This is a genomic window from Agromyces sp. NPDC055661, assembly GCF_053618135.1.
This window is the reverse complement of sequence record NZ_JBSHHC010000001.1, coordinates 721964-742403: the sequence shown is the minus strand read 5'-3', so window position 1 is coordinate 742403 and position 20440 is coordinate 721964. Positions and strand designations below refer to the sequence as shown.

18 protein-coding genes are annotated in these 20440 nt (G+C 71.8%); 10 read left to right on the top strand and 8 right to left on the bottom strand.

The window, feature by feature from the left end; genetic code table 11:
- Nucleotides 1-118: 118 nt before the first annotated feature.
- Entirely contained in the window at nt 119-820 is a 702-nt protein-coding gene (locus ACWGO8_RS03295) for a hypothetical protein (RefSeq protein ID WP_452041703.1), read from the bottom strand.
- Nucleotides 821-1031: 211 nt separating this feature from the next.
- Between ACWGO8_RS03295 and ACWGO8_RS03290 the strand changes: the two genes are divergently transcribed.
- Both ACWGO8_RS03290 and ACWGO8_RS03285 read left to right on the top strand, forming a co-directional pair.
- On the top strand, nt 1032-2264 hold the full coding sequence (locus tag ACWGO8_RS03290; RefSeq protein WP_452041702.1) for a sensor histidine kinase: 1233 nt from the start codon (nt 1032-1034) through the stop codon (nt 2262-2264).
- Nucleotides 2261-2926: a response regulator gene (locus ACWGO8_RS03285; protein ID WP_452041701.1), complete on the top strand. Its 666-nt coding sequence runs from the start codon at nt 2261-2263 to the stop codon at nt 2924-2926. The genes ACWGO8_RS03290 and ACWGO8_RS03285 overlap by 4 nt, the downstream gene beginning before the upstream one ends.
- An 85-nt stretch (nt 2927-3011) precedes the next feature.
- Here the strand turns inward: ACWGO8_RS03285 and ACWGO8_RS03280 are convergent, their stop codons facing one another.
- Nucleotides 3012-3533 (bottom strand): MarR family winged helix-turn-helix transcriptional regulator, encoded by a 522-nt coding sequence (locus ACWGO8_RS03280; protein ID WP_376956186.1) that lies wholly within the window; start codon nt 3531-3533, stop codon nt 3012-3014.
- A gap of 101 nt (nt 3534-3634) precedes the next feature.
- Here ACWGO8_RS03280 and ACWGO8_RS03275 point away from each other — a divergent pair, with 101 nt between their 5' ends.
- A complete protein-coding gene (locus ACWGO8_RS03275) occupies nt 3635-4210 on the top strand; it encodes an NADPH-dependent F420 reductase (protein WP_376956187.1) in 576 nt (191 codons plus the stop codon).
- A 51-nt stretch (nt 4211-4261) separates the two neighbouring features.
- On the opposite strand, the gene ACWGO8_RS03270 is transcribed toward ACWGO8_RS03275, so the two are convergent.
- The gene (locus ACWGO8_RS03270) at nt 4262-5071 is read right to left on the bottom strand and encodes an MBL fold metallo-hydrolase (protein ID WP_452041700.1); all 810 of its coding nucleotides are present in this window, start codon (nt 5069-5071) and stop codon (nt 4262-4264) included.
- Between the two features lie 81 nt (nt 5072-5152).
- Between ACWGO8_RS03270 and ACWGO8_RS03265 the strand changes: the two genes are divergently transcribed.
- The 3 genes from ACWGO8_RS03265 (at nt 5153) to ACWGO8_RS03255 (ending at nt 8862) form a co-directional block, all read left to right on the top strand.
- On the top strand, nt 5153-5893 hold the full coding sequence (locus ACWGO8_RS03265; RefSeq protein WP_376956189.1) for an NUDIX hydrolase: 741 nt from the start codon (nt 5153-5155) through the stop codon (nt 5891-5893).
- Nucleotides 5894-5897: 4 nt separating this feature from the next.
- Entirely contained in the window at nt 5898-7343 is a 1446-nt protein-coding gene (locus ACWGO8_RS03260) for a phytoene desaturase family protein (protein ID WP_452041699.1), read from the top strand.
- Between the two features lie 79 nt (nt 7344-7422).
- Complete coding sequence (locus ACWGO8_RS03255) at nt 7423-8862, top strand: lipase maturation factor family protein (protein WP_452041698.1); 1440 nt, start codon at nt 7423-7425, stop codon at nt 8860-8862.
- 58 nt (nt 8863-8920) lie between these two features.
- On the opposite strand, the gene ACWGO8_RS03250 is transcribed toward ACWGO8_RS03255, so the two are convergent.
- Complete coding sequence (locus tag ACWGO8_RS03250; protein ID WP_452043512.1) at nt 8921-10315, bottom strand: MDR family MFS transporter; 1395 nt, start codon at nt 10313-10315, stop codon at nt 8921-8923.
- Between the two features lie 234 nt (nt 10316-10549).
- Here ACWGO8_RS03250 and ACWGO8_RS03245 point away from each other — a divergent pair, with 234 nt between their 5' ends.
- The 3 genes from ACWGO8_RS03245 (at nt 10550) to ACWGO8_RS03235 (ending at nt 13501) form a co-directional block, all read left to right on the top strand.
- On the top strand, nt 10550-11101 hold the full coding sequence (locus tag ACWGO8_RS03245) for a MarR family winged helix-turn-helix transcriptional regulator (RefSeq protein WP_452041697.1): 552 nt from the start codon (nt 10550-10552) through the stop codon (nt 11099-11101).
- Between the two features lie 137 nt (nt 11102-11238).
- Nucleotides 11239-12252, top strand: a complete 1014-nt coding sequence (locus ACWGO8_RS03240; protein ID WP_452041696.1) for a serine/threonine-protein kinase — start codon at nt 11239-11241, stop codon at nt 12250-12252.
- A gap of 127 nt (nt 12253-12379) precedes the next feature.
- Nucleotides 12380-13501: an AI-2E family transporter gene (locus ACWGO8_RS03235; RefSeq protein ID WP_452041695.1), complete on the top strand. Its 1122-nt coding sequence runs from the start codon at nt 12380-12382 to the stop codon at nt 13499-13501.
- A 132-nt stretch (nt 13502-13633) separates the two neighbouring features.
- Here ACWGO8_RS03235 and ACWGO8_RS03230 read toward each other — a convergent pair whose 3' ends face one another.
- From ACWGO8_RS03230 to ACWGO8_RS03215, 4 genes are all read right to left on the bottom strand, one after another.
- The gene (locus ACWGO8_RS03230) at nt 13634-14917 is read right to left on the bottom strand and encodes a sugar ABC transporter permease (protein ID WP_452041694.1); all 1284 of its coding nucleotides are present in this window, start codon (nt 14915-14917) and stop codon (nt 13634-13636) included.
- A complete protein-coding gene (locus ACWGO8_RS03225) occupies nt 14914-15687 on the bottom strand; it encodes an ATP-binding cassette domain-containing protein (RefSeq protein WP_452041693.1) in 774 nt (257 codons plus the stop codon). Before ACWGO8_RS03225 ends, ACWGO8_RS03230 begins: the two co-directional genes overlap by 4 nt.
- 134 nt (nt 15688-15821) lie before the next feature.
- Nucleotides 15822-16757: a sugar ABC transporter substrate-binding protein gene (locus ACWGO8_RS03220; protein ID WP_452041692.1), complete on the bottom strand. Its 936-nt coding sequence runs from the start codon at nt 16755-16757 to the stop codon at nt 15822-15824.
- Nucleotides 16758-17304: 547 nt separating this feature from the next.
- On the bottom strand, nt 17305-18621 hold the full coding sequence (locus tag ACWGO8_RS03215; RefSeq protein WP_452041691.1) for a GNAT family N-acetyltransferase: 1317 nt from the start codon (nt 18619-18621) through the stop codon (nt 17305-17307).
- A gap of 45 nt (nt 18622-18666) precedes the next feature.
- Here ACWGO8_RS03215 and ACWGO8_RS03210 point away from each other — a divergent pair, with 45 nt between their 5' ends.
- Nucleotides 18667-20436 (top strand): ABC transporter ATP-binding protein, encoded by a 1770-nt coding sequence (locus ACWGO8_RS03210; protein WP_452041690.1) that lies wholly within the window; start codon nt 18667-18669, stop codon nt 20434-20436.
- The last annotated feature ends 4 nt before the right edge of the window (nt 20437-20440 follow it).

Sequence of the window (20440 nt, the reverse complement as noted above, 5' to 3'; positions counted from 1 at the left end):
GATGCCGCGGGCTCGACGCTGCCCTCGGCAGCACTGCTCTCCGCAGCACTGCGCTCGGCAGCACGGCGGACACGACGGATGCCGCGGCAGCGCGCCGCGGCATCCGTCGCCTGATCGGTCAGCCGATGGCGCGAGCGGACCGCACGCGCTGGAACACCCGCACACCCGCGAAGGCGATCGCGGCCAGCATGGGCAGCGCGCCGGCCGCCGGCAGGATCGGCAGGTCGTACGGCAGGAAGAGCATGCCCGCGTAGCCCGCGACGATCGCCGCGAGCGTCCACCATCCGACGACGCCGGCGCGTGCGAGCCCGGCGAAGGCGACGAGCAGGCCGAGCGAGATGAGCGGGGCGATGCCGAACGAGAGCTGGAACAGCCCGTGTCCGAGCACGGCGTCGGAGATGCTCGCGGCCTGGTCGAGTTCGAGCGCACGGCCGAGCTCGAGGTGCATCCAGTCGGCGAACAGCGCGCCCGAGTTGCCGAGGAACGCGACGGCGGCGAGGAACGCGCCGACGATCGCCGCGATCGCCCCACGACGGCCGCGCACCAGCCACGGGACGGCCAGGATCCCGACGCCCATCAGCAGGTTGCCGTAGTGCAGCAGCACCGCGGAGACCTGCGTGAGGAGCGGGTCGCGGGCGAGCGACGCGATGTACGAGGCCTTGTCGGTGCCCTCCTGCACGGGTGAGGTGGCCAGCCCGGCGAAGAAGAGCGCAGGCCCGGCGACGAGTGCCACGCCGGCGGCGACCGCGAGCGCGGTCTGGGTCGGGTGGGTCGTGCGGGCGAGGGCCGTCTCGCGTGCGGCGCTGGAAGTGGTGGTCATGGCGTCTCCAAGGTGAAGGTCGGATGCCGCTGCGTCTCGAGCGGCCGGAGATCACGGTAGGGACGGGGTCCCGTGGACGTCTGCCTTCCGACGGCCCGACGCGGTCGTCCGTGCGGAGGACGCTGCGGGCGCCGTGGTCGTCCGCGCGGAGGACCCGCCGCGGCCGCCCGCTCGATTACGGTTGAGCCACGTGCCCGGAGGGAGGAGCCGCATGACCCGCGTCGAGCGCATCGTGCCGATGATCGCAGCCGCCGCCTTCCTCGTGATCGGCGTCGCCGAGATCCTGCTCGATCCCGGCTTCCGCGCCGACCCGATTGCTCCGGCGGCGGGCGTCGTCGTCGTGGTGACCGGGACGCTCATCGCCGGGTGGTTCCCGATCGCGGGGACCGTCGTCGTCGCCGCGATGTTCCCCGTGACGACCGCGCTCGGCCTCTCGGGCCCCAGCGGACTGGGCGTGCTGGCGTTCTTCCTGCTGCCGGGCTGGGCGGCGTACCTGCGTCCGCCGCGGCGCTCGTGGATCGCGCCCGCCGGCGCCCAGGTCATGGCGACGCTCGGGGTCTTCCTCGCGTCGGCCGGCAGCACGGATGCCGCTGGGCCGACCGGCGCCGACGCCGTGCTCGCGACCGTGTGGGAGAACCTGTTCTTCTCTGCCATCTGCTGGGCCTCCTGGGGCGTCGGCCTGCTGGCTCGCCGGGCGAGCCACCGCGCGGCGCAGCTCTCGCGCCTGGCGGCCGCGCTCGACGCCGAGCGCGAGGCCGCCGAGCGGGCCGCCGTCGTGCGCGAACGGCAGCGCATCGCCCGGGAGATCCACGACGCCGTGGCGCACTCCGTGAGCGTCATGACCCTGCAGGTCGGCGCCGTGCGGTCGACCCTGCAGCCCGACGCGCCGCAGGCGGAGATGCTGCTCGGCATCGAGCGGCTCGGCCGCGAGTCGGTGGCCGAACTGCGCGCGGTCGTGGGCATCCTCCGCCAGGCGGACGACGCGTCGCCGGCCGCACCGCCCTCGCTCGATCGACTGGACGAGCTGCTCGACGACGTGCGCGCCGCCGGCCTGCCGGTCGAGCTGGTGGTGGAGGGCGATCGCACCGACCTGGCGCGGGCCGTCGACGTCTCGGCGTACCGCGTGGTGCAGGAGGCCCTCACGAACGTGCTCCGACACGCCGGACCCGTGCGCACCGAGGTCACCGTGGTCCGGTCGGGCGGCGGCGTCACCGTGGAGGTGGCGAACGCGCCTGGCGCGCCCACGGCGACCACCACCCTCGCCGCGGTCGGGACGAACGCCCGACCCGCGGATCGTCACCCCGCTCGCGAGGAGCCCGGCGGCGGCAACGGTCTGATCGGCATGCGGGAGCGGGTCGCGATGTTCGCGGGCGACTTCTCGGCCGGCCCGACGCCCGACGGAGGGTTCCGCGTCCGAGCCGGGTTCCCGGGAGTCGTCGGGTGAACGGCCGCATTCGCGTGGTGCTCGCCGACGACGAGGCGATGGTGCGGGCCGGGCTGCGGATGCTGCTCGAGCACCAGCCCGACCTCGAGGTGGTCGGCGAGGCATCCGACGGCGTCGAGGTGGTGGCGGTGGTCGCGCGGACGCGGCCCGACGTCGTGCTGCTCGACATCCGGATGCCGCGCGCCGACGGGATCACGGCGGCGCGCGAGATCCTCGCGGCCGGCGACGCACGCGTGATCATCCTCACGACCTTCGACGAGGACGAGCACGTGGCCGCCGCACTGCGGGCCGGCGTGAGCGGATTCCTGCTCAAGGTCGCGCCGCCCGAGCAGCTCCTCGCCGCGGTGCGCACCGTCGCGGCCGGGCAGGGGCTGCTCGACCCGGCCGTGACCGTGCGGGTCATCGAGTCCTTCGCGGGATCCCATCGGCCCGATCCGGAGCTGGCGCGCGGGCTCGCGTCGCTCACGGACCGCGAGGCCGACGTGCTGCGCCTCGTGGCCGAGGGCTTGTCGAACGCGGAGATCGCGACGCGCATGTACCTCGGCGAGACGACGGTGAAGACGTACCTCTCGCGCATGCTCGCGAAGCTGGGGCTCCGCGATCGCGTGCAGGCCGTGGTCTTCGCCTACGAGAGCGGGCTGGTCACGCCCGGGGAACGCTGACGCCGGGGGCCGAGAGTGCTCGCGATGCCGGAACGGCGCGCGGATTCCGGCACTTCCCGCACTCTCGGGCGACGCCGTACGCGCGTCACCCCATGCGGGCGGCGGCCGGGCCCTCGCTGAACTGGCAGGAGGTCGCGGTGAGGCGCTCGTCGGGGTCGAGGCGCGTGAGCACGGCGCCCGCGATCTGGTAGAGCTGCTCGAGCTGGTCGGGCGAGAGCGCGTCGAGGACGTTCGCACGCACGGTGTCGACGTGGCCCGGCGCGGCGGAGGCGAGCAGGTCGAGGCCCGCCTGCGTGATCGTCGCGTTCGTCGCGCGGCGGTCCTCGGGGCACGGGAAGCGCTCGATGAGCCCCCGCTCCTCGAGTCGGCGGGCGACGTGCGAGAGGCGGGGGAGGGTCGCGTTCGTGCGGGAGGCGAGCTCGGTCATGCGCATCGTGCGGTTCGGGGCATCCGCCAGCGACATCAGGGCCACGTACTCGAAGTGGGTGAGCCCGGCGTCGCGCAGGAGCTGCGCGTCGAGCGCACCCGGGAGCAGCTCGGCGAGCGCGATGAGGCGCACCCAGGCCGCCGATTCCTCGGTGTTCAGCCATCTCGTGTCCGTCGCCATGACTCAATCCTACCGCATTGGTTGACGCGACAACTGATTGTGCGTATGATGTTGGTTGTACCTACAAGTAATTGCGTCCGAACGGGCGCAGGGAGGACGATATGACCACCGTCAGCATCATCGGCAACGGCAACATGGGCACCGCCATCGGCGGCATCGTGGCGGCCGGCGGCAACACCGTCGAGTTCGTCGGGCGCGACGCGAGCGAGCCCATCACGGGCGACCTCGTGGTGCTCGCCGTGCCGCACACCTCGCTCGACGAGATCGTGGCCGCCCGCGGCGCTGAGCTCGCAGGCAAGGTCGTGGTCGACATCACGAACCCGCTGAACTTCGAGACCTTCGACTCCCTCGTCGCGCCCGCCGACGGCTCACGCGCGAGCGAGCTCGCCAAGTCGCTGCCCGAGTCGCGCGTGCTCAAGGCGTTCAACACGAACTTCGCCGCGACGCTCGCCACGAAGACCGTCGGCGACGCGCACCCGACCACCGTGCTCGTGGCCGGCGACGACGACCTCGCCAAGCAGGCGCTCATCGACATCGTGCGCGCCGGCGGCGTGAACGCGGTCGACGCGGGTTCGCTCTCCCGTGCTCGCGAGCTCGAGTCGGTCGGCTTCCTCCAGCTCACGCTCGCCGTGCAGGAGAAGGTCGGCTGGAACGCGGGCGTCGCACTCGTCGCGTAGTCGCGAGCCCGCCGGGCGCGAGCCCGCACCGAACGAACGGATGCCGCGGTGCTACGCCCGCCCGCGGAGGTACACGAGCTGTGCTCGAACGGATGCCTCCGCGGCGGGCCGCACCGCGGCATCCGTGTCGGCGTAGACGAGGTCGGTCACCTGGGCGACCGTCGCCTCGGCCCCGAGCTTCTCGAGCGCGCCGCGGATCTGGTCGAGGCGTTCGGCGCGGTGCGCGAGGTAGTCGTCGGCGATCGAGGCGAGGTCGCGCAGCACCGGTCCGTGTCCGGGCAGCACTGCGACCGGCCCGCCCGCGTGCTCGCCGAGCGTGCGCAGTCGCCGCAGCGACTCGAGGTACGGTCCCAGGGCGCCGTCGGGGTCGGCGATGATCGTCGTGCCGTAGCCGAGGATCGTGTCGCCCGTCAGCACGGAGCCGTGGTCGCCGTCGCCGGGCAGGTGGAAGCTGACCGAGTCGGCCGTGTGCCCGGGCGTGGCGACGACCTCGAGCTCGATGCCCGCGACCTGCAGCCGCTCGCCGTCGACGATCGGATCGGCGTCGAGGCAGTACTGCGCGTCGATCGCCCGCGCGGGCGCGCCCACCAGGCGGGCGAACTCGTGGAGCGCCTCGCTGTGGTCGGGGTGGTGATGCGTGAGGAGCACGAGTTCGACCGTGCCGAAACCTGCGAGGTGCTCGAGATGCTCGGCGATCGACGGACCCGGGTCGACGACGACCACTCCGGCCGATCCGGGACGGCGCAGTACGTAGGAGTTCGTGCCGTCGAGGGTCATGGGCCCCGGATTCGGCGCACGCACGAGGGTCGCGAGCGGCGACACCGCCTCGCTGTCGGGACCGCGCAGTCGTGGCACGTGCATGTCGGCAGTGTATCGAGCGCGGGCTGCATCCGGCCGGGAGTGATCGGTGCGCGTCCGGCCCGACCGTCCTAGTCTGGGTGAATGGACAGCGACCTTGAATCCCTGACGAACGACGAGGTTCCCGGGGCAGCGGCGACCGTCGTGCTGCTGCGCGACGGCGAGCGGGGCCTCGAGGTGCTCCTGGCCGAACGCCCGCGCGATCGGGGCTCCTTCGCCGGAGCCTGGGTCTTCCCAGGCGGCGCCGTCGACGACTCCGACGCCCTCGGCGGCCCGATCGACACCGAGGATGCCGCGCGGCGCGCCGCGGTGCGCGAGACCCAGGAGGAGATCGGGCTCGAGCTCGACCGCTGGGACCTCGTGCCGTTCTCGCACTGGACCCCGCCCAAGGGCTCGCCGAAGCAGCTGCGCACCACGTTCTTCGCGGTGCGGGTACCCGAGGGCGAGATCCGCCCGGCGCCCGACGAGGTCATGGCGGTCGAGTGGCTGCGACCCGTCGACGCGCTCGACCGGCACGCGGCCGGGGCGATGACGCTCTGGCCGCCGACGTGGGTCACGCTGCACGGACTGCAGCGCGCCCGATCCGTCGACGAGGCGCTCGCCGAACTGCGCTCCGGGCAGATCACGCCGTATGTGAGCCGGTTCAGCGAGGACGGCCGCACGATCATCTGGCAGGAGGACGACGAGTACGCCGACGAGCGCCGCCTCCGCGAGAACGACCCGGCCGTGCCCGACGAGGGTCCCGACGCCGAGGGCACCCAGCACCGGCTCGTGATGGACCGACTGCCGTGGATCTACACGAACACCATGGGAGCCGGGTTCTGAGCGCGTGACCGACGTCGTCGACGTCACGGTCGTCGGCAGCGGGCCGAACGGTCTCGTCGCGGCGGTCGTCGCCGCGCGCGCCGGGCTCTCGGTCCGCGTGTTCGAGGCCGCGTCGTCGATCGGCGGCGGGGTGCGATCGGCGGGGCTGACGCTGCCCGGATTCCAGCACGACGTGTGCTCGGCGGTGCATCCGGCGGCCCTCGCGTCGCCCGTCTTCCGCCGCCTCGGGCTGCTCGACCGCATCGAGTGGATCGTGCCCGAGGTCTCCTACGCGCACCCGCTCGACGGAGGTCGCGCCGGGGTGGCGTGGCGGGACCTCGATCGCACGGTGGAGGCGATCGGCGGCGCAGACGGCCGTGCGTGGCGGCGGCTCATCGCGCCGCTGCTCGCACGGCAGCGCGGGGTCGTGTCGTTCACCGGCTCCCAGCTGCTGCGGATGCCGGGCGACCCGATCGCGGCGGTGCGGTTCGGGCTGCGCGCGCTCGAGCAGGGCACGCGCCGCTGGAACGCCCGGTTCTCGCGCGACGTCGCACCGGCCATGTTCACGGGCGTCGTGGCGCATGCCGCGGGCGGCATGCCCTCGCTCGCGTCGGCGGGCGCCGGCCTGCTGCTCGCCATGCACGGGCACGGGGTCGGGTGGGGCTTCCCGAAGGGCGGCTCGCAGCAGATCGCCGACACGCTCGCGAACGAGCTCCTCTCCCTCGGCGGCCGCATCGTCACGGATGCCCCGGTGACCTCGCTCCACCAGGTGCGGGGGAGTCGCGCGGTGCTGCTCGACACCGCGCCCGACCTGCTCCTGTCCGCAGACCTTCCCGGCCGTTACCGGCGGGCGCTGCGGACGTACCGCTACGGCTCGGGCGTGGCGAAGGTCGACTTCGCGCTCGACGGTCCGGTGCCGTGGACGAATCCCGAGGTCGGGCTCGCGCCCACGGTGCACCTCGGCGGCAGCCGCGAGGAGATCGCCGCCGCCGAGAACGCGGTGCGGGCCGGACTCCAGCCCGGCGTGGACGACGCGGCGCCGCAGCATCCGTACGTGCTCGCGACGCAGCCGACCGTGGTCGACCCGAGCCGTGCGCCCACCGGCAAGCACGTGTTCTGGGCCTACACGCATGTGCCGGCCGGCTCGACGCTCGACGCGACCGAGCTCGTCACGCGCGAGGTCGAGCGGTTCGCGCCCGGATTCCGCGACCTCGTGCTCGCGTCGGCCTCGCGCTCGGCGGTCGAGATCGGCGCGCAGAACGCCAACTACGTCGGCGGCGACATCTACGCGGGCGAGCTCTCGATGCGGCAGTTCGTGAAGCGGCCGGTCGTCTCGACCAAGCCCTGGCGCACGCCGCTCGAGGGCGTGTACCTGTGCTCGAGCGCGACGCCGCCCGGGCCGGCGGTGCACGGCATGAACGGGTGGTGGGCGGCGAAGCTGGCGCTGAAGGAGCGGTTCGGCATCTCCTGAGGCGGCGGGCGGCCGGTTTCGAGACGCGTCGCCCTTCTCGCGGCGCTACTCGACCACCGGGGAGGCGTAGCGTGAGCACGTGGACTGGCTCGACTGGTTCGACGCGCACGACTACGAGATCGCCCGCCAGGTGCTCCAGCGCGGGGTGGCCGCGCTCGCGTTCGTCGCGTTCCTCTCGACGCTGAACCAGTTCCGGCCGCTGCTCGGCGAGCACGGGCTCCTGCCCGTCCCCGAGCTGCTGCGCATCGCGCGACGGCTGCGGGGGCCGACGCTGTTCCGCTGGGGCTACACCGACGGCCGCCTCGTCGCGATCGCGATCACGGGCATGGTCCTCGCGGCATCCGTCGTGCTGGGGCTGCCGCAGCTGGGCCCGCCGTTCGTGCCGATGCTCGTCTTCCTGGCGCTCTGGATCCTCTACCTCTCGATCGTGAACGTCGGCCAGACGTTCTACGGCTTCGGGTGGGAGATGCTGCTCTGCGAGGCGCTGTTCACGATCGCGTTCCTCGGCTCGAACGACCAGCCGCCGCCCCTCACGATCATCGTGCTCGTCTGGTGGCTGGTGTTCCGGCTCGAGTTCGGCGCGGGCATGATCAAGATCCGCGGGGGTCGCGAGTGGCGCGACCTCACGGCGCTGATGTACCACCACGAGACGCAGCCCATGCCGAACCCGCTGAGCCGGCAGGCCCACCTGCTGCCGAAGTGGTTCCATCGCGGCGAGGTGCTCGGCAATCACTTCGCGCAGCTCGTCGTGCCGTTCCTGCTGTTCGTCCCGGGGCCGGTGGGCTCGATCGCGGCGACGATCGTCATCCTCACCCAGCTGTGGCTCATCGTCACCGGCAACTTCGCCTGGCTCAACTGGATCACCGTCGTGCTCGCGGCATCCGCCATCACCGACTCGGCCTGGCACTGGCTCATCCCGGCGATCCCTGCAGACCTCGGCACGGATGCCGCGACGACGCCGATCTGGTGGTTCGCCATCGTCGCGGCGGTGACCGTGCTCCTCGTCGTGCTGAGCTGGTGGCCGATCAGGAACCTGCTCTCGCGGCGGCAGCTCATGAACGCGAGCTTCAACCGGTGGATGCTCGTGAACGCCTACGGGGCCTTCGGCACCGTCACCAAGCGGCGCATCGAGATCGTGGTCGAGGGCACGCTCGACGAGTTCCCCGACGACGCGTCGGAGTGGCGCGAGTACGCGTTCAAGGGCAAGCCCGGCGACGTGCGGCGCATCCCGCGGCAGTTCGCGCCGTACCACCTGCGGCTCGACTGGCTCATGTGGTTCCTGCCGCTCGGGCGCATGTGGGAGCCGTGGTTCGAGGTGTTCCTGCTGCGGCTGCTGCAGGCGGATGCCGCGACGCTCGCCCTGTTGCGCCACGACCCGTTCGACGGCGAGGCGCCGACATGGGTGCGGGCGCACGCGTACCACTACCGGTTCTCGACGCACGCGGAGTACCGGACGACCCGGCAGCGCTGGATGCGGACGTTCGACCACGAGGTGATCGGGCCCGCCGGGCTGCCGTGAGCCCGGCCGTCGAGTCCCCCGGTCGACGACCGAGGACGCGAGCGGAGCGCGGCGGGCGCTACTCGGCGACGCGCGCCGGCTGCTCCTGCTCCGCCGGACGATGCTCGATGTCGTCGACGTGCGCGCGCGGCATCGCGACGGCGCCGGCGATCGTCGCGACCGCCGCGATCGCGACGCCGATGAACACCGCGGCCGAGGCCCCCTGGATCGCCGCGGCGGAGTGGGCGCCGAGCCCGGACGCGTCGATCATGGCGTTGGCGACCGCGCCGAAGATCGCGACGCCGACGGCGCTGCCCATCGAGCGGAGGAACATGTTCGCCCCCGTGACGACGCCGCGCTCCTCCCACGGCACCGACGACTGCGCGGCGATGAGCGTGGGGGAGGCCACGAGGCCGAGTCCGAGGCCGACGACGAAGCAGGCGATCGCCGTCGTCACGGGGTTCGGCACGAACGTCGCCGCGACGAGGCCGGCCGTGCCGAGCACCGCGATGCCGAGGCCGAGGAACGCCGTGTTGCGGAACCCGATCCGCAAGAACAGGCGTCCCGACTGCGACGCCGAGATCGGCCAGCCGAGCGTGAGCGCGGCGACCGCGAGTCCGGAGATGAGCGGGGTCGCTCCCGCGGAGACCTCGAGGAACGTGGGCACGTACGACGTCAGGCCGATGAGCACCGCGCCCACGCCGAACGACATGAGCGAGGTCGTGAGGATGAGGCGCCGCGAGAACACCCAGAGCGGCAGCACCGGCTCGGCGGCCCGCCGCTCGATGAAGACGAAGGCGACGAGGAGGAGCGCCGCGATCGCGAACGCGGCGATGCTCTGCCACGAGTTCCACGCCCAGGCCTGGCCGCCCTCGAGCACCGCGAGGATGAGCAGGGTGAGCCCGACCGTGAGCACGGCCGCGCCCGCGATGTCGATGCGGTGCTTCTTGCGCTCCACCGTCTCGTGGTAGTTCCGGATGAGCATCCACGCCGCGAGGATGCTCAGCGGGATGTTCACGAAGAAGATCCAGCGCCACGAGAGGAACTCGGCGAAGACGCCGCCGAGCGACGGTCCGATGACGGATGACGCGGCCCACACGCTCGCGATGTAGCCCTGCACGCGGGCGCGCTCGCGCACCGTGTAGATGTCGCCCGTGATGGTGATCGACACGGGCAGCACGGCGCCGGCGCCGAGGCCCTGGATCGCGCGGAAGACGATGAGGGACGTCATGTCCCATGCGAAGCCCGCGAGGATCGACCCGACGAGGAACGTGCCGATGCCGACCAGGATGATCGGCTTCCGGCCGATCGTGTCGGCGAGCTTGGCGTAGACCGGCACCGAGACGGCCTGGGCGAGCAGGTAGATCGAGAACAGCCAGGGGAACTGCGCGAAGCCGCCGATGTCCGCCACGATCGACGGCACCGCCGTCGCGAGGATCGTCGCCTCGATCGCGACGAGCCCGGTGCACAGCATCAGCGCGATCAGCACCGGCCCGCGTTCGGAGCGGAATCCCACGGCGGTCTGCTCGGTCACGTTCCTCCTCGTCGCCGCGTTTCCGTCGCGTCGGGCGCGGCGAACCACCCCACACCGGAGAGACAACGCGTCGGGCCGGGATCCATTCCCGCTTCGCGGCATCCGTTCGGTCCGGGTCGTCGACGATCCGGTTTCGCTAGATCATCTAGTAATCAGTTCATGTAGTCTGTCGGCATGGACGAGCGGCGGTCCTCGGGCTACTGGTATGCGGGCGATGGCACCCGCCGGGGTGTCGCGGTGCTCAACGCGCTCCGCGACTACCGGGCCGCGGAGGCCGCGATGCGACGGCGCACGCGATCGGCGATGCGCATGGGGGAGACCGACCTGCTCGCCATCCGGTTCCTGCTGAAGGCGCAGTCCGCCGGCCGCATCGTGAGCCCGAAGGACCTCGCCGCCCACCTCAGCATCTCGACGGCGTCGACGACCGTGCTCATCGACCGCCTCGTGCGGAGCGGCCACGTCGAGCGACGGCCGCACCCGACCGACCGCCGGGCCCTCGTGGTCGCGCCGACGATCGACAGCGACGACGAGGTGCGCGCCACGCTCGGCGACATGCATCGCCGCATGATCGAGGTCGCCGAGTCCCTCACGGCCGAGCAGGCGGCGACGGTCCTGGGGTTCCTCGACCGCATGCGCGAGGCGGTCGACAGCGTGCCCCGGCCTGCAGCGACGACGGATGCACCGGCGCCCGCGACGAGGAAGCCCGACCGGTCCGCGCGCGCCTGACGGCCGCTTTCGCATGCCGCGCCGTCCCTGTCAAGGGGATCCCGCTGGAAACCTAGTTAGATAAACTAGCAATACGCATGGATGACCGATGCGGTGCGCCACCCGACCTCGACGACGTACGACAGCAGGAGCAGACCATGACCGACCCCTCTCCGTCCGATCCCCTGACCGCGGCGCCCCCGCGGCTCCGGTACGACTTCCTCGATCACCTCGGCTCGGGCGGGATGGCCGACGTGTATCGCGCACGCGACACCGAACTCGGTCGCGACGTGGCGATCAAGGTGTTCCGCGAGGACGACGACACCATCGCCGACCGGCAGCGTCGGGAGCGCGAGATCCACCTGCTCGGCACGCTCAACCACCCCGGCCTCGTCGGAGTGCACGACGCCGGCACGCTCGTGCACGACGGGCGCCCGCGTCGCTATATCGTGATGGAGCTCGTCGAGGGCCGTTCGCTCGCGCATCGCCTGGCGAGGTCGCCGATGAAACCGCGTCAGGTGGCCGATGTCGGTGCCCAGCTCGCCGACGCGCTGACCTACGTGCACGCGCGATCGATCGTGCACCGCGACCTCAAGCCCGAGAACGTGCTCCTCGATGAGACGCCCACGTTCGGCTACACCCTGCTCGCGAAGCTCGCCGACTTCGGCGTGGCGCAGTTCGTCGACGGATCCCGCCTCACGAGCGACGGCGCCATCATGGGCACGGCCGCCTACATCTCGCCCGAGCAGGTTCGTGGTGAAGCGGTCGGCACGCCGAGCGACGTGTACTCGCTCGGGCTCGTGATCCTCGAGTCGTTGCGGGGGGAGCGGGAGTACACCGGCTCAGCCGTCGAGGCGGCGCTCGCGCGACTGCACCGGCCGCCGTCGATCCCCGACGACCTGCCCGAGGAGTGGCGCGCGCTGCTCGTCGCGATGACGCACGACGACCCGGCCAAGCGGCCGACCGCGCACGAGGTCGCGGCGACACTGCGCGACATCATCCGCTCGATGATCATCGATGGTCGCGGGAAGCACGGGCGCGGGCATCCGCGTGCCGGCGCCGCCCGCGCGTCGGGCACCCGCACCGCCATGCTCGCGAGCTCGGCCGTCGGGGGACTCGCGATCGCCGTCGTGGCGGTCGCCGGGGCGGTGTCGGGTGTCTGGGCCCCCTGACACCGAGCCGCGCCCGATCGCGCCGAGCGCGGAGCCGGTCACGGTCGCCCTGGGGCGCGATGCCGCACCAGACGCCACACCGGCGCGGCGCGGCGCGGCGAGCCGGGGAACGCGTAGCGTCGCTCGCATGTGGAGACGCAGGGTTCCCGCCGAGCCGCCGCCTGCGGCCGAGGTCACGGCGAACGCCGACACGCACGCGCCCGAGGTGAAGATCCGAGCGTTCCGCATCGGCTTCGTCGGCGCGATCGGCGTGCTGCTCGCGCTGCTGCTCGGCGGCATCGTCGGCCAGCTCGGCACCGTGATCCTCTACGTCGCGCTGGCGCTGTTCCTCGCGCTCGGCCTCGACCCGGTCGTGAGCTGGCTGCAGAAGCACGACGTGCCGCGCTGGCTCGCGATCCTGCTGGTCTTCGTCATCGTGATCGGCGTGTTCGTCGCCCTCATCGCGACCATCGTGCCGATCGTCGTCGAGCAGACCACGAAGATCATCGAGGACTGGGACTCCATCGTCGACGGGGTCAGGAACAGCGACTTCGTGGCCTGGATCGCGTCGATCGGCGGCGAGGGCCTCAGCCTCGACGCCGCCATCGCCTCGGCGGTGGACTGGCTCGGCGACCCCGCCAACCTCGGCGCCCTCACGGGCGGCATCCTCGCGGTCGGCGCCGGCATCGCCGGCGGGTTCACGGGCGCGGTGATCGTGCTGATCCTCACGCTCTACTTCCTCGCCTCGCTCGACGCGATGAAGCGCTACTCGTCCCGGTTCGTGCCGGCGAGCCACCGCGCGCAGTTCCGGTCGGTGGCCGAGGAGGTCACGGGCTCGGTCGGCCGCTACGTCATCGGCCAGGTGAGCCTCGCGTCCATCAACGGCGTGCTGAGCCTCATCTTCCTGTCGATCATCGGCGCGCCCTTCCCGATCCTGCTCGCGTTCATCGCCTTCCTCGCCTCGCTCGTGCCGCTCGTCGGCACGCTGACGGGCGCGATCATCATCACGCTCACGTGCCTCACCGCGTCGCCGGCGACCGCGATCGCCGCGGGCATCTACTACCTCGTCTACATGCAGGTCGAGGCCTACGTCCTGAGCCCGCGCATCATGAATCGCGCGGTGGCCGTGCCGGGTGCGCTCGTCGTGATCGCCGCGGTGGCGGGCGGCACACTCGGCGGCGTGCTCGGAGCGCTCGTCGCGATCCCGGTCGCGGCGTCGCTCATCATCATCGTCGAGAAGGTGATCTTCCCGCGCCAGGACGCGATCTAGTCCGGTCCGGCCACGCCCGGCGTCGGCGAGTCCGCTCGAGCACTGCGGCCGGCGGTCGCCTGCCGCCCCTGAACATGACGGATGCCGCGACGCGGCGTCGCGGCATCCGTCATGCCGACCGGGGTGAAGCGGTCAGGTTCGGAGGACCGAGCCGCCGGCACGGACGCGGCTGAGGGCGTCGACGGTGGCGGCGAGGATGAGGACGCTGCCGGTGACGACGAGGTTGACGCCCGCGGGCAGGTTGAGCAGGCCGAGGCCGTTCGTGATCACGGCGATCACGAGGGCGCCGATCGCGGCGTGCATGAGGCGGCCGCGTCCGCCGAAGAGGCTGACGCCGCCGACGACCGCGGCCGCGACGCCGGACAGGACGATCTCGCGTCCGGCGGCGGCGTCGACCGAGCCGACCTTGCTGATCGAGAACAGGCCCGACACGACCGCGAGGGTGGAGCAGCAGATGAACGCCGTCCAGCGGATCAGCATGACCTTCACGCCCGAGCGACGGGCCGCCTCGGCGTTGCCGCCGATCGCGTAGAGGTAGCGGCCGTACCGCGTGCGGTCGAGGACGAAGGTGCCGATCCAGAGGATGACGAGCACGATCGGGACGACGATCGGCACGCCCTCGACCACGCCGACCGACTGGCCGCGGTTGCGGCTGAGGATCGCGATCGCCGCGCCGCCGATGACGGCGATGACGCCGAGCTTGATCCACACGAGCGAGATGGTGCGGTTCGCGACGCCGGCCCGCTTGCGGCGGGCGCGGTCCCAGAAGGACGTCGCCGCGGACACGGCGAGGATCACGGCGAGCATGGCCCAGCCCGCCCAGACCGGCATGTTCGAGTTCTGGATCGCGGTGATCTCGGGGATCTGCACCCGGTAGAGGCCGCCCGCCCCGATGATCCAGAGCGTGATGCCCTGGTAGCCGAGGAACAGGCCCAGGGTGACCACGAATGATGGGATGCCGACCCTGGCGACGAAGAACCCGATGAACGTGCCGGTGAGGATGCCCACCAGGAACGCGACCGCGAGCGCGATCGGCCACGGCACGGCGTTCACGTTCACGAGCACGATGAACAGCGCCATGGTCATGCCGGACGTGACGCCCGCGGACAGGTCGATCTCGCCGAGGAGCAGCACGAACACGAGCGCCATGCCGAGCATGACGAGCGTCGCGGCCTGGGTGAGCAGGTTCGCGAAGTTGCGCTCTGTCAGGAAGAACGGGCTGAGGAAGCTGAACAGGATGGTCAGCACGACGAACCCGCCGACGGCGGGCAGGGCGCCCATGTCGCCGGAGCGCAGGCGCTGGAAGTACGCCTGGATCTGGTCGCCGAGCGACCCCTCCTGGCCGGAGCCGATGCGGTCGGCCGGGATGTCGGTCACCGACGTGTCGGGTGCCGGCGACGTCTTCTGCGTGCTCATGCGGTCGCTCCCTGCGGCGTCTTCGTGCCGGTGATGTAGCCGACGACATCGTCGCGGGTGGTCTGGTCCGCGTCGAGGGACGCGACCATCTGCCCGAGGTACAGGACGCTGATGTAATCGGCGACCTCGAACACGTCGGCGAGGTTGTGGCTGATGATGATGACCGCGACGCCCTGCTCGGCGAGGCGCTGCACGAGGTGCAGGACCTGCTCTGTCTGCGCGACGCCCAGGGCGGCGGTCGGCTCGTCGAGGATCACGAGGCGCGCCTTCTTCAGCACCGCGCGGGCGATGGCGACGGTCTGCCGCTGGCCGCCCGAGAGGCTGGACACCTTCTGCCGCACCGACTTCACGGTGCGCACCGACAGCGAACGGAGCGTGTCGGAGGCGTCGCGTTCCATGCGGCCCTCGTCGAACGTGCCCCACTCCGTCTCCTCGCGACCGAGGAACATGTTCTGCACGATGTCGAGGTTGTCGCACAGTGCGAGGTCCTGGTACACGACCTCGATGCCCAGGCGGGCCGCGTCGCGCGGGGTGTGCAGGTTCACCGGCTCGCCGTCGAACCGCACCACGCCGTCGTCGTACGGCTGCACGCCGGCGAGCCCCTTGATCAGGGTCGACTTGCCCGCGCCGTTGTCACCCACCAGCGCGGTGACCTTGCCCGGGTAGGCCCGGAGGTCGACGCCCTTCAACACGCTCACGGGACCGAAGCTCTTCACGACCCCTTCGAGCTCGATGATCGGCGTTCCGGCGCCGTCCCTGCTCGCATCCATGCCGCTTTCCTTTCGACGACGACGCTGTCTGGCTCTCAGTGTGGCACTCGGGAGCCGAGGCCGGGAGGGGGAGATCGGGCCCCGGGCCCGGCGGTCGCCCGCCGGGGCCCGAGGCCCGGATCAGAGGTTGCGTACTACTGGATGCCGAACTCGCTGCACTTGGCCGCGACCTCGCCCTGGCAGAGCTCGGACACGTCGGCGTCACCGGCGTCGACCACGTCGACGACCTTGTCGGGACCGACGAGCTGCGGCGTGACCGCGATGTACGGCGTGCCGTCCTCGAGCTCCTGGTCGGCGGTCGGCGTTTCGCCGCCCAGCAGCTTCGAGGCCAGGTCGACGGCCGCGTCGGCCTCGAGCTTGATCGGCTTGTAGACCGTGGCGGTCTGCTTGCCGAGCAGCACGTTCTGCAGGCCCGCGATGGACGCGTCCTGACCCGAGACCGGAACGACGAGGCCGTTCTTGTCGAGGATCGTGATGACGCCCGCGGCGTTCGTGTCGTTGGCGACCCACACCGCGTCGACCTTGCCGCCGAGCGAGGTCAGCGCCTGCTCGAAGTTGGTCGCGGACTTCTCGCCGTCCCACACGCCCGGAGGCTCGGCGGCCGGCTTGATCCCAGCGGCCTCCATGACCTCGACGGCGCCGTCGTGGAACATCTTCGCGTTGCCGTCGGCGGGGTCACCGCCCATGTACACGACGACCGCGGTCTTCGGGTCCTTGCCGGCAGCGGCCAGGCCGTCGACGATCGACTGGCCCTCGAGACGCCCGACCTCGGCGTTGTCGAACGACACGTAGTAGTCGGCGCCCTCGATCGGGCGGTCGTAGGCGATGACCGGGATGCCCTCGGCCTTGGCCTTCTCGGCCACGGCGGCGCCTGCGCCGTTGTAGTCCACGAGCAGCATCACGCCGCAGCCCTTGCTGAGCTGCTGGTCCGCGATCGTGGCGTACTTGCTGGTGTCACCCTGCGCGTTCTGGATGTCCGTCTCGAACCCGGCGGCCGCGAGGCCGTCCTCCAGGTACGGACGGTCGTTGTTCTCCCAGCGCGGTGACGACGCGGCGTCGGGCAGGATCACGCATGCGCGCGACGCCGCCTCGGCACTCCCCGTCTCACCGCCGGAACCACCGCTCGAACACCCCGCCAGCAGCAGTGCCGAAACCCCGGCGACCGCAGCGACAGAGACCAATGAAGACGTCTTCATGGCTCTCCCCTTCTTCAAGGTTGAGGTCGACCCCTCCGGGTACCCCCGTCGTCCTCGGCGGCGGCACTGTCATCATGCGCCCAAATGTCCTGACGCCGAACAAAAGGTTGATAACACTTCCGTAACTTACTGACGAGACAGTAAGTGAGGTTTCGTGGGAATCCGGGGGACGCGGGGGGAGCGCTCTCACGGAACCCCCCGGACTGGGGTGGAGTGGCCGCGATCGGAATCCGCTTACCCGCCGTGGTGCCTGTTCCTCGATTCGGTGTTCCACGGCGACGCGCCGTTTCGGCGCCCGCTCGTCGGGTGTGTCGCCGCGGGACACCGAATCCGCTGACAGTGGGTCAGTGGTCAGTGGTCAGTGGTCAGTGGTCAGTGGTCAGGGGTGTGGCTGCGCGAGCGACGCGGGCGACGCCCGCGCTCAGAACCAGATGCTGAGGTGCGGCGTCCGCTCCGAGGCGAACATGCGGTCGGCGAGCACGAGCGAGCGCGGCGCGGTCTCCGTGATGCGGGCGGCACGCGCGAGCAGCGACGGCCGCACGCCGCCGAGGTAGATCGCCCCGAGCTCCTCGATGCCGAGCCGCAGGCCGGGGCCCGTGGCATCCGAGGCCTCGATCGGCTCGACCTCGGCCCGGCCGCGATCGTCGATCGTGAGGCGGAACCGGCCGCGCGCATGACGCAGGCCATCGGACACGTCGAGCACGAGCGTGCCGGAGGTGCCGTAGCGGCGGGCGCGCAGCGCCTCGATCGGGTCGAGGATGCGCACCCAGAGGTGGTCGTCGACGTCGGTCACGCTCACGGCGCGCGGGTCCTCGAGGAGCCAGGGCAGCGGCTCGTCGACCGAGCGGAGCCGCGCCCGGACGCCCGTGACGAAGTCCTGCTCGATGAGGAACCGCCAGAGCGCGCGCTCGGCGTCGTCGGTCGCCGCGACGAGGAAGTCGAACTCGAGGAAGCCCGGCTGGTTCGGCTCGCGCGCGATGCGGTACGCCGCGAAGCCCTGGGCCTGGCCGTGCTCGTCGTCGTAGCGCACGGCGCGGATCGAGCGGGCGCCGTCGCCGTCGGGGTCGACGAGTCCGAGGGCGCGATCGAGGATCCCGGGCCAGCGGTCGATCTCGCCGGGCGTGCGGGAGACGGCGCGGCGCGCGATGGCCGGCGCCGCCTCGCGCAGGTCGGATGCCGCGACGAAGTGCACGCGGCCCGGGGCATCCGGCCCGACCCAGTGGGTGCGTCGGCGGTCGACGGTGATCGTGGCGGCCTTCGCGGCGGGCGCGAACCCGAAGCGGCCGTAGATGGTGGCCTCGGTCGCCGTGAGCATGGCAACGGCGGCGCCGGCGGCACGGGCGTTCGCGAGCTCGCCCTCCATCAGCGCGCGGGCGATGCCGCGGCGGCGGTGCGTGGGGGAGACGGTGACCGCGCTCACGGCCCACGCGTCGACGCTGCGCCCGCCGGGCACGCTCAGCCCGGTCGGCCACGCGTCGACCGTGGCGACAGGGATCTCGGGCTGGGCGGCGGTCGGGTCGTAGACCCCGTGCACGCGGCGCTCGGAAGCCACGGAGAGGTCGTAGTCGCGGTCGACGTCGCGGGGTCGCCCGTGGTGGAAGCCGCGGTTCTCCGCCTCGATCCAGGCGTGCATCGCGTCGCGGTCCGCCGGGTCGAGCAGGCGGTACTCGAGCCCGTTCCGTGCGAGCGCGGCGGATGCTGCGGAGTCGAGCGGGATGCTGCGGGGATCGAACGGCATCCCGCCAGCGTAGCGACCGAGCCTGATCGACGGCACAATGGAGGCATGACCGGGCAAACGCTTTCCCAGATCGAGCACGCCATCGACGGGCGGCATCCGCTGCGGTCCGTGCTGCGCCTGCTCGACCTGCATCGCGGGCGCGTGCTCGCGGCGATCGGCTTCTTCGCGCTGAAGGACACGCCGCTCTGGCTGCTGCCCGTCGTCACGGCCGGGGTCATCGACGTGGTCGTCGCCGGCGGCCCGCTCTCGACGCTCGCCATCTGGGCGGGCGTCGCGCTCGTGGCACTGCTGCAGAACTACCCGAACCACGTCGCCTACACGCGCCTCTTCATGGGCGCGGTGCGGTCGACCGGCGCCGACCTGCGGAACGCGCTCGCGGCGCGCCTCCAGTCGCTCTCGATCGGCTTCCACTCGCGGGCGAACTCCGCGATCGTGCAGACGAAGGTGGTGCGCGACGTCGAGAACGTCGAGGTCATGCTGCAGCAGACGGCGCATCCGCTGCTCTCGGCGACCATGGTGCTCATCGGCGCGATCGTCATGACGGCGATCAACGTGCCCGCGTTCCTGCCCGTGTACGCGCTCGCGATCCCGCTGGCCGTCCTACTGCGCGCGATCCTGAACCGGCGCAGCGCCGCGCGCAACGAGACGTTCCGGCGCGAGGTCGAGCAGTTCTCGGCTCGCGTGGGCGAGATGGCGACGCTCATGCCGATCACCCGCGCGCACGGCCTCGAGCAGACGGCGGTGCGCCGGGTCGCGCACGGCGCCGAGGGCGTCCGCACCGCCGGCTTCGCGCTCGACCTGCTCAACGGTCGGTTCGCGTCGCTGTCGTGGGTGAGCCTGCAATTGCTGGGGGTCGGATGCCTCGTGCTCGCCGCCTGGATCTCGATCACCGGGCTCATCCCCATCACCCCCGGCCAGGTGGTGCTGCTGAGCTCGTACTTCGCGCTGCTCACCGGAGCGGCCACCAACCTGCTCATGCTGCTGCCCGTCATCGCGCGCGGCACCGAGTCGATCCGCTCGATCGCCGAGGTCGTGCAGGAGCCCGACCTCGAGTTCAACGAGGGCAAGCGCGCGGTGGCCGACGTGAGCGGCGGGATCCGCCTCGACCGCGTGCAGTACCGCTACGACCTCGGGATCCCGCCCGCCCTCGACGACGTCTCGCTCGACATCCGGCCCGGCGAGACGATCGCCTTCGTCGGGTCGTCGGGCTCGGGCAAGTCGACGCTGCTCAACCTCGTGCTCGGGTTCCTCCGGCCCACCCGCGGGCAGGTGCTGCTCGACGGCATCGACATGGAGGAGCTCGACCTGCGCACCTTCCGCCGGTTCGTGTCGGTCGTGCCGCAGGAGTCGGTGCTCTTCGAGGGGACGATCCGCGAGAACATCGTCTACGGCCTCGGCGAGGTGAGCGACGAGCGCGTGCTCGCGGCGCTGCGCGACGCCAACGCGCTCGAGATCGTCGAGGCGCAGCCCGAGGGATGGGACACGGTCGTCGGCGAGCGGGGCGCCCGGCTCTCGGGCGGACAGCGCCAGCGGCTGTCGATCGCGCGAGCGCTCGTGCGCGACCCGCGCGTGCTGCTGCTCGACGAGGCGACGAGCGCGCTCGACCCCGAGTCCGAGGCGAAGATCAAGGGCGCGCTCGAGCACCTCATGCGCGGGCGCACGACGCTCGTCGTCGCGCACCGGCTCTCGACGATCCGGAGCGCCGACCGCATCGTCGTGCTCGAGCGCGGCCGCGTCGTCGAGATCGGCTCGCACGACGAGCTGCTCGCGGCGGGCGGGCGGTACGCCGAGCTCGACCGGGTGCAGTCGGCGTAGCGCG

Excerpts from the sequence above, each read along its gene's own strand:
- ACWGO8_RS03265 (WP_376956189.1), top strand. The coding sequence starts at position 5,153 with ATGGACAGCGACCTTGAATCCCTGACGAACGACGAGGTTCCCGGGGCA.
- ACWGO8_RS03290 (WP_452041702.1), top strand. The coding sequence starts at position 1,032 with ATGACCCGCGTCGAGCGCATCGTGCCGATGATCGCAGCCGCCGCCTTC.
- ACWGO8_RS03240 (WP_452041696.1), top strand. The coding sequence starts at position 11,239 with ATGACCGACCCCTCTCCGTCCGATCCCCTGACCGCGGCGCCCCCGCGG.
- ACWGO8_RS03210 (WP_452041690.1), top strand. The coding sequence starts at position 18,667 with ATGACCGGGCAAACGCTTTCCCAGATCGAGCACGCCATCGACGGGCGG.
- ACWGO8_RS03280 (WP_376956186.1), bottom strand. The coding sequence starts at position 3,533 with ATGGCGACGGACACGAGATGGCTGAACACCGAGGAATCGGCGGCCTGG.
- ACWGO8_RS03225 (WP_452041693.1), bottom strand. The coding sequence starts at position 15,687 with ATGGATGCGAGCAGGGACGGCGCCGGAACGCCGATCATCGAGCTCGAA.
- ACWGO8_RS03230 (WP_452041694.1), bottom strand. The coding sequence starts at position 14,917 with ATGAGCACGCAGAAGACGTCGCCGGCACCCGACACGTCGGTGACCGAC.
- ACWGO8_RS03245 (WP_452041697.1), top strand. The coding sequence starts at position 10,550 with ATGGACGAGCGGCGGTCCTCGGGCTACTGGTATGCGGGCGATGGCACC.
- ACWGO8_RS03235 (WP_452041695.1), top strand. The coding sequence starts at position 12,380 with ATGTGGAGACGCAGGGTTCCCGCCGAGCCGCCGCCTGCGGCCGAGGTC.
- ACWGO8_RS03215 (WP_452041691.1), bottom strand. The coding sequence starts at position 18,621 with ATGCCGTTCGATCCCCGCAGCATCCCGCTCGACTCCGCAGCATCCGCC.
- ACWGO8_RS03275 (WP_376956187.1), top strand. The coding sequence starts at position 3,635 with ATGACCACCGTCAGCATCATCGGCAACGGCAACATGGGCACCGCCATC.
- ACWGO8_RS03295 (WP_452041703.1), bottom strand. The coding sequence starts at position 820 with ATGACCACCACTTCCAGCGCCGCACGCGAGACGGCCCTCGCCCGCACG.
- ACWGO8_RS03250 (WP_452043512.1), bottom strand. The coding sequence starts at position 10,315 with ATGCTGTGCACCGGGCTCGTCGCGATCGAGGCGACGATCCTCGCGACG.
- ACWGO8_RS03270 (WP_452041700.1), bottom strand. The coding sequence starts at position 5,071 with ATGCACGTGCCACGACTGCGCGGTCCCGACAGCGAGGCGGTGTCGCCG.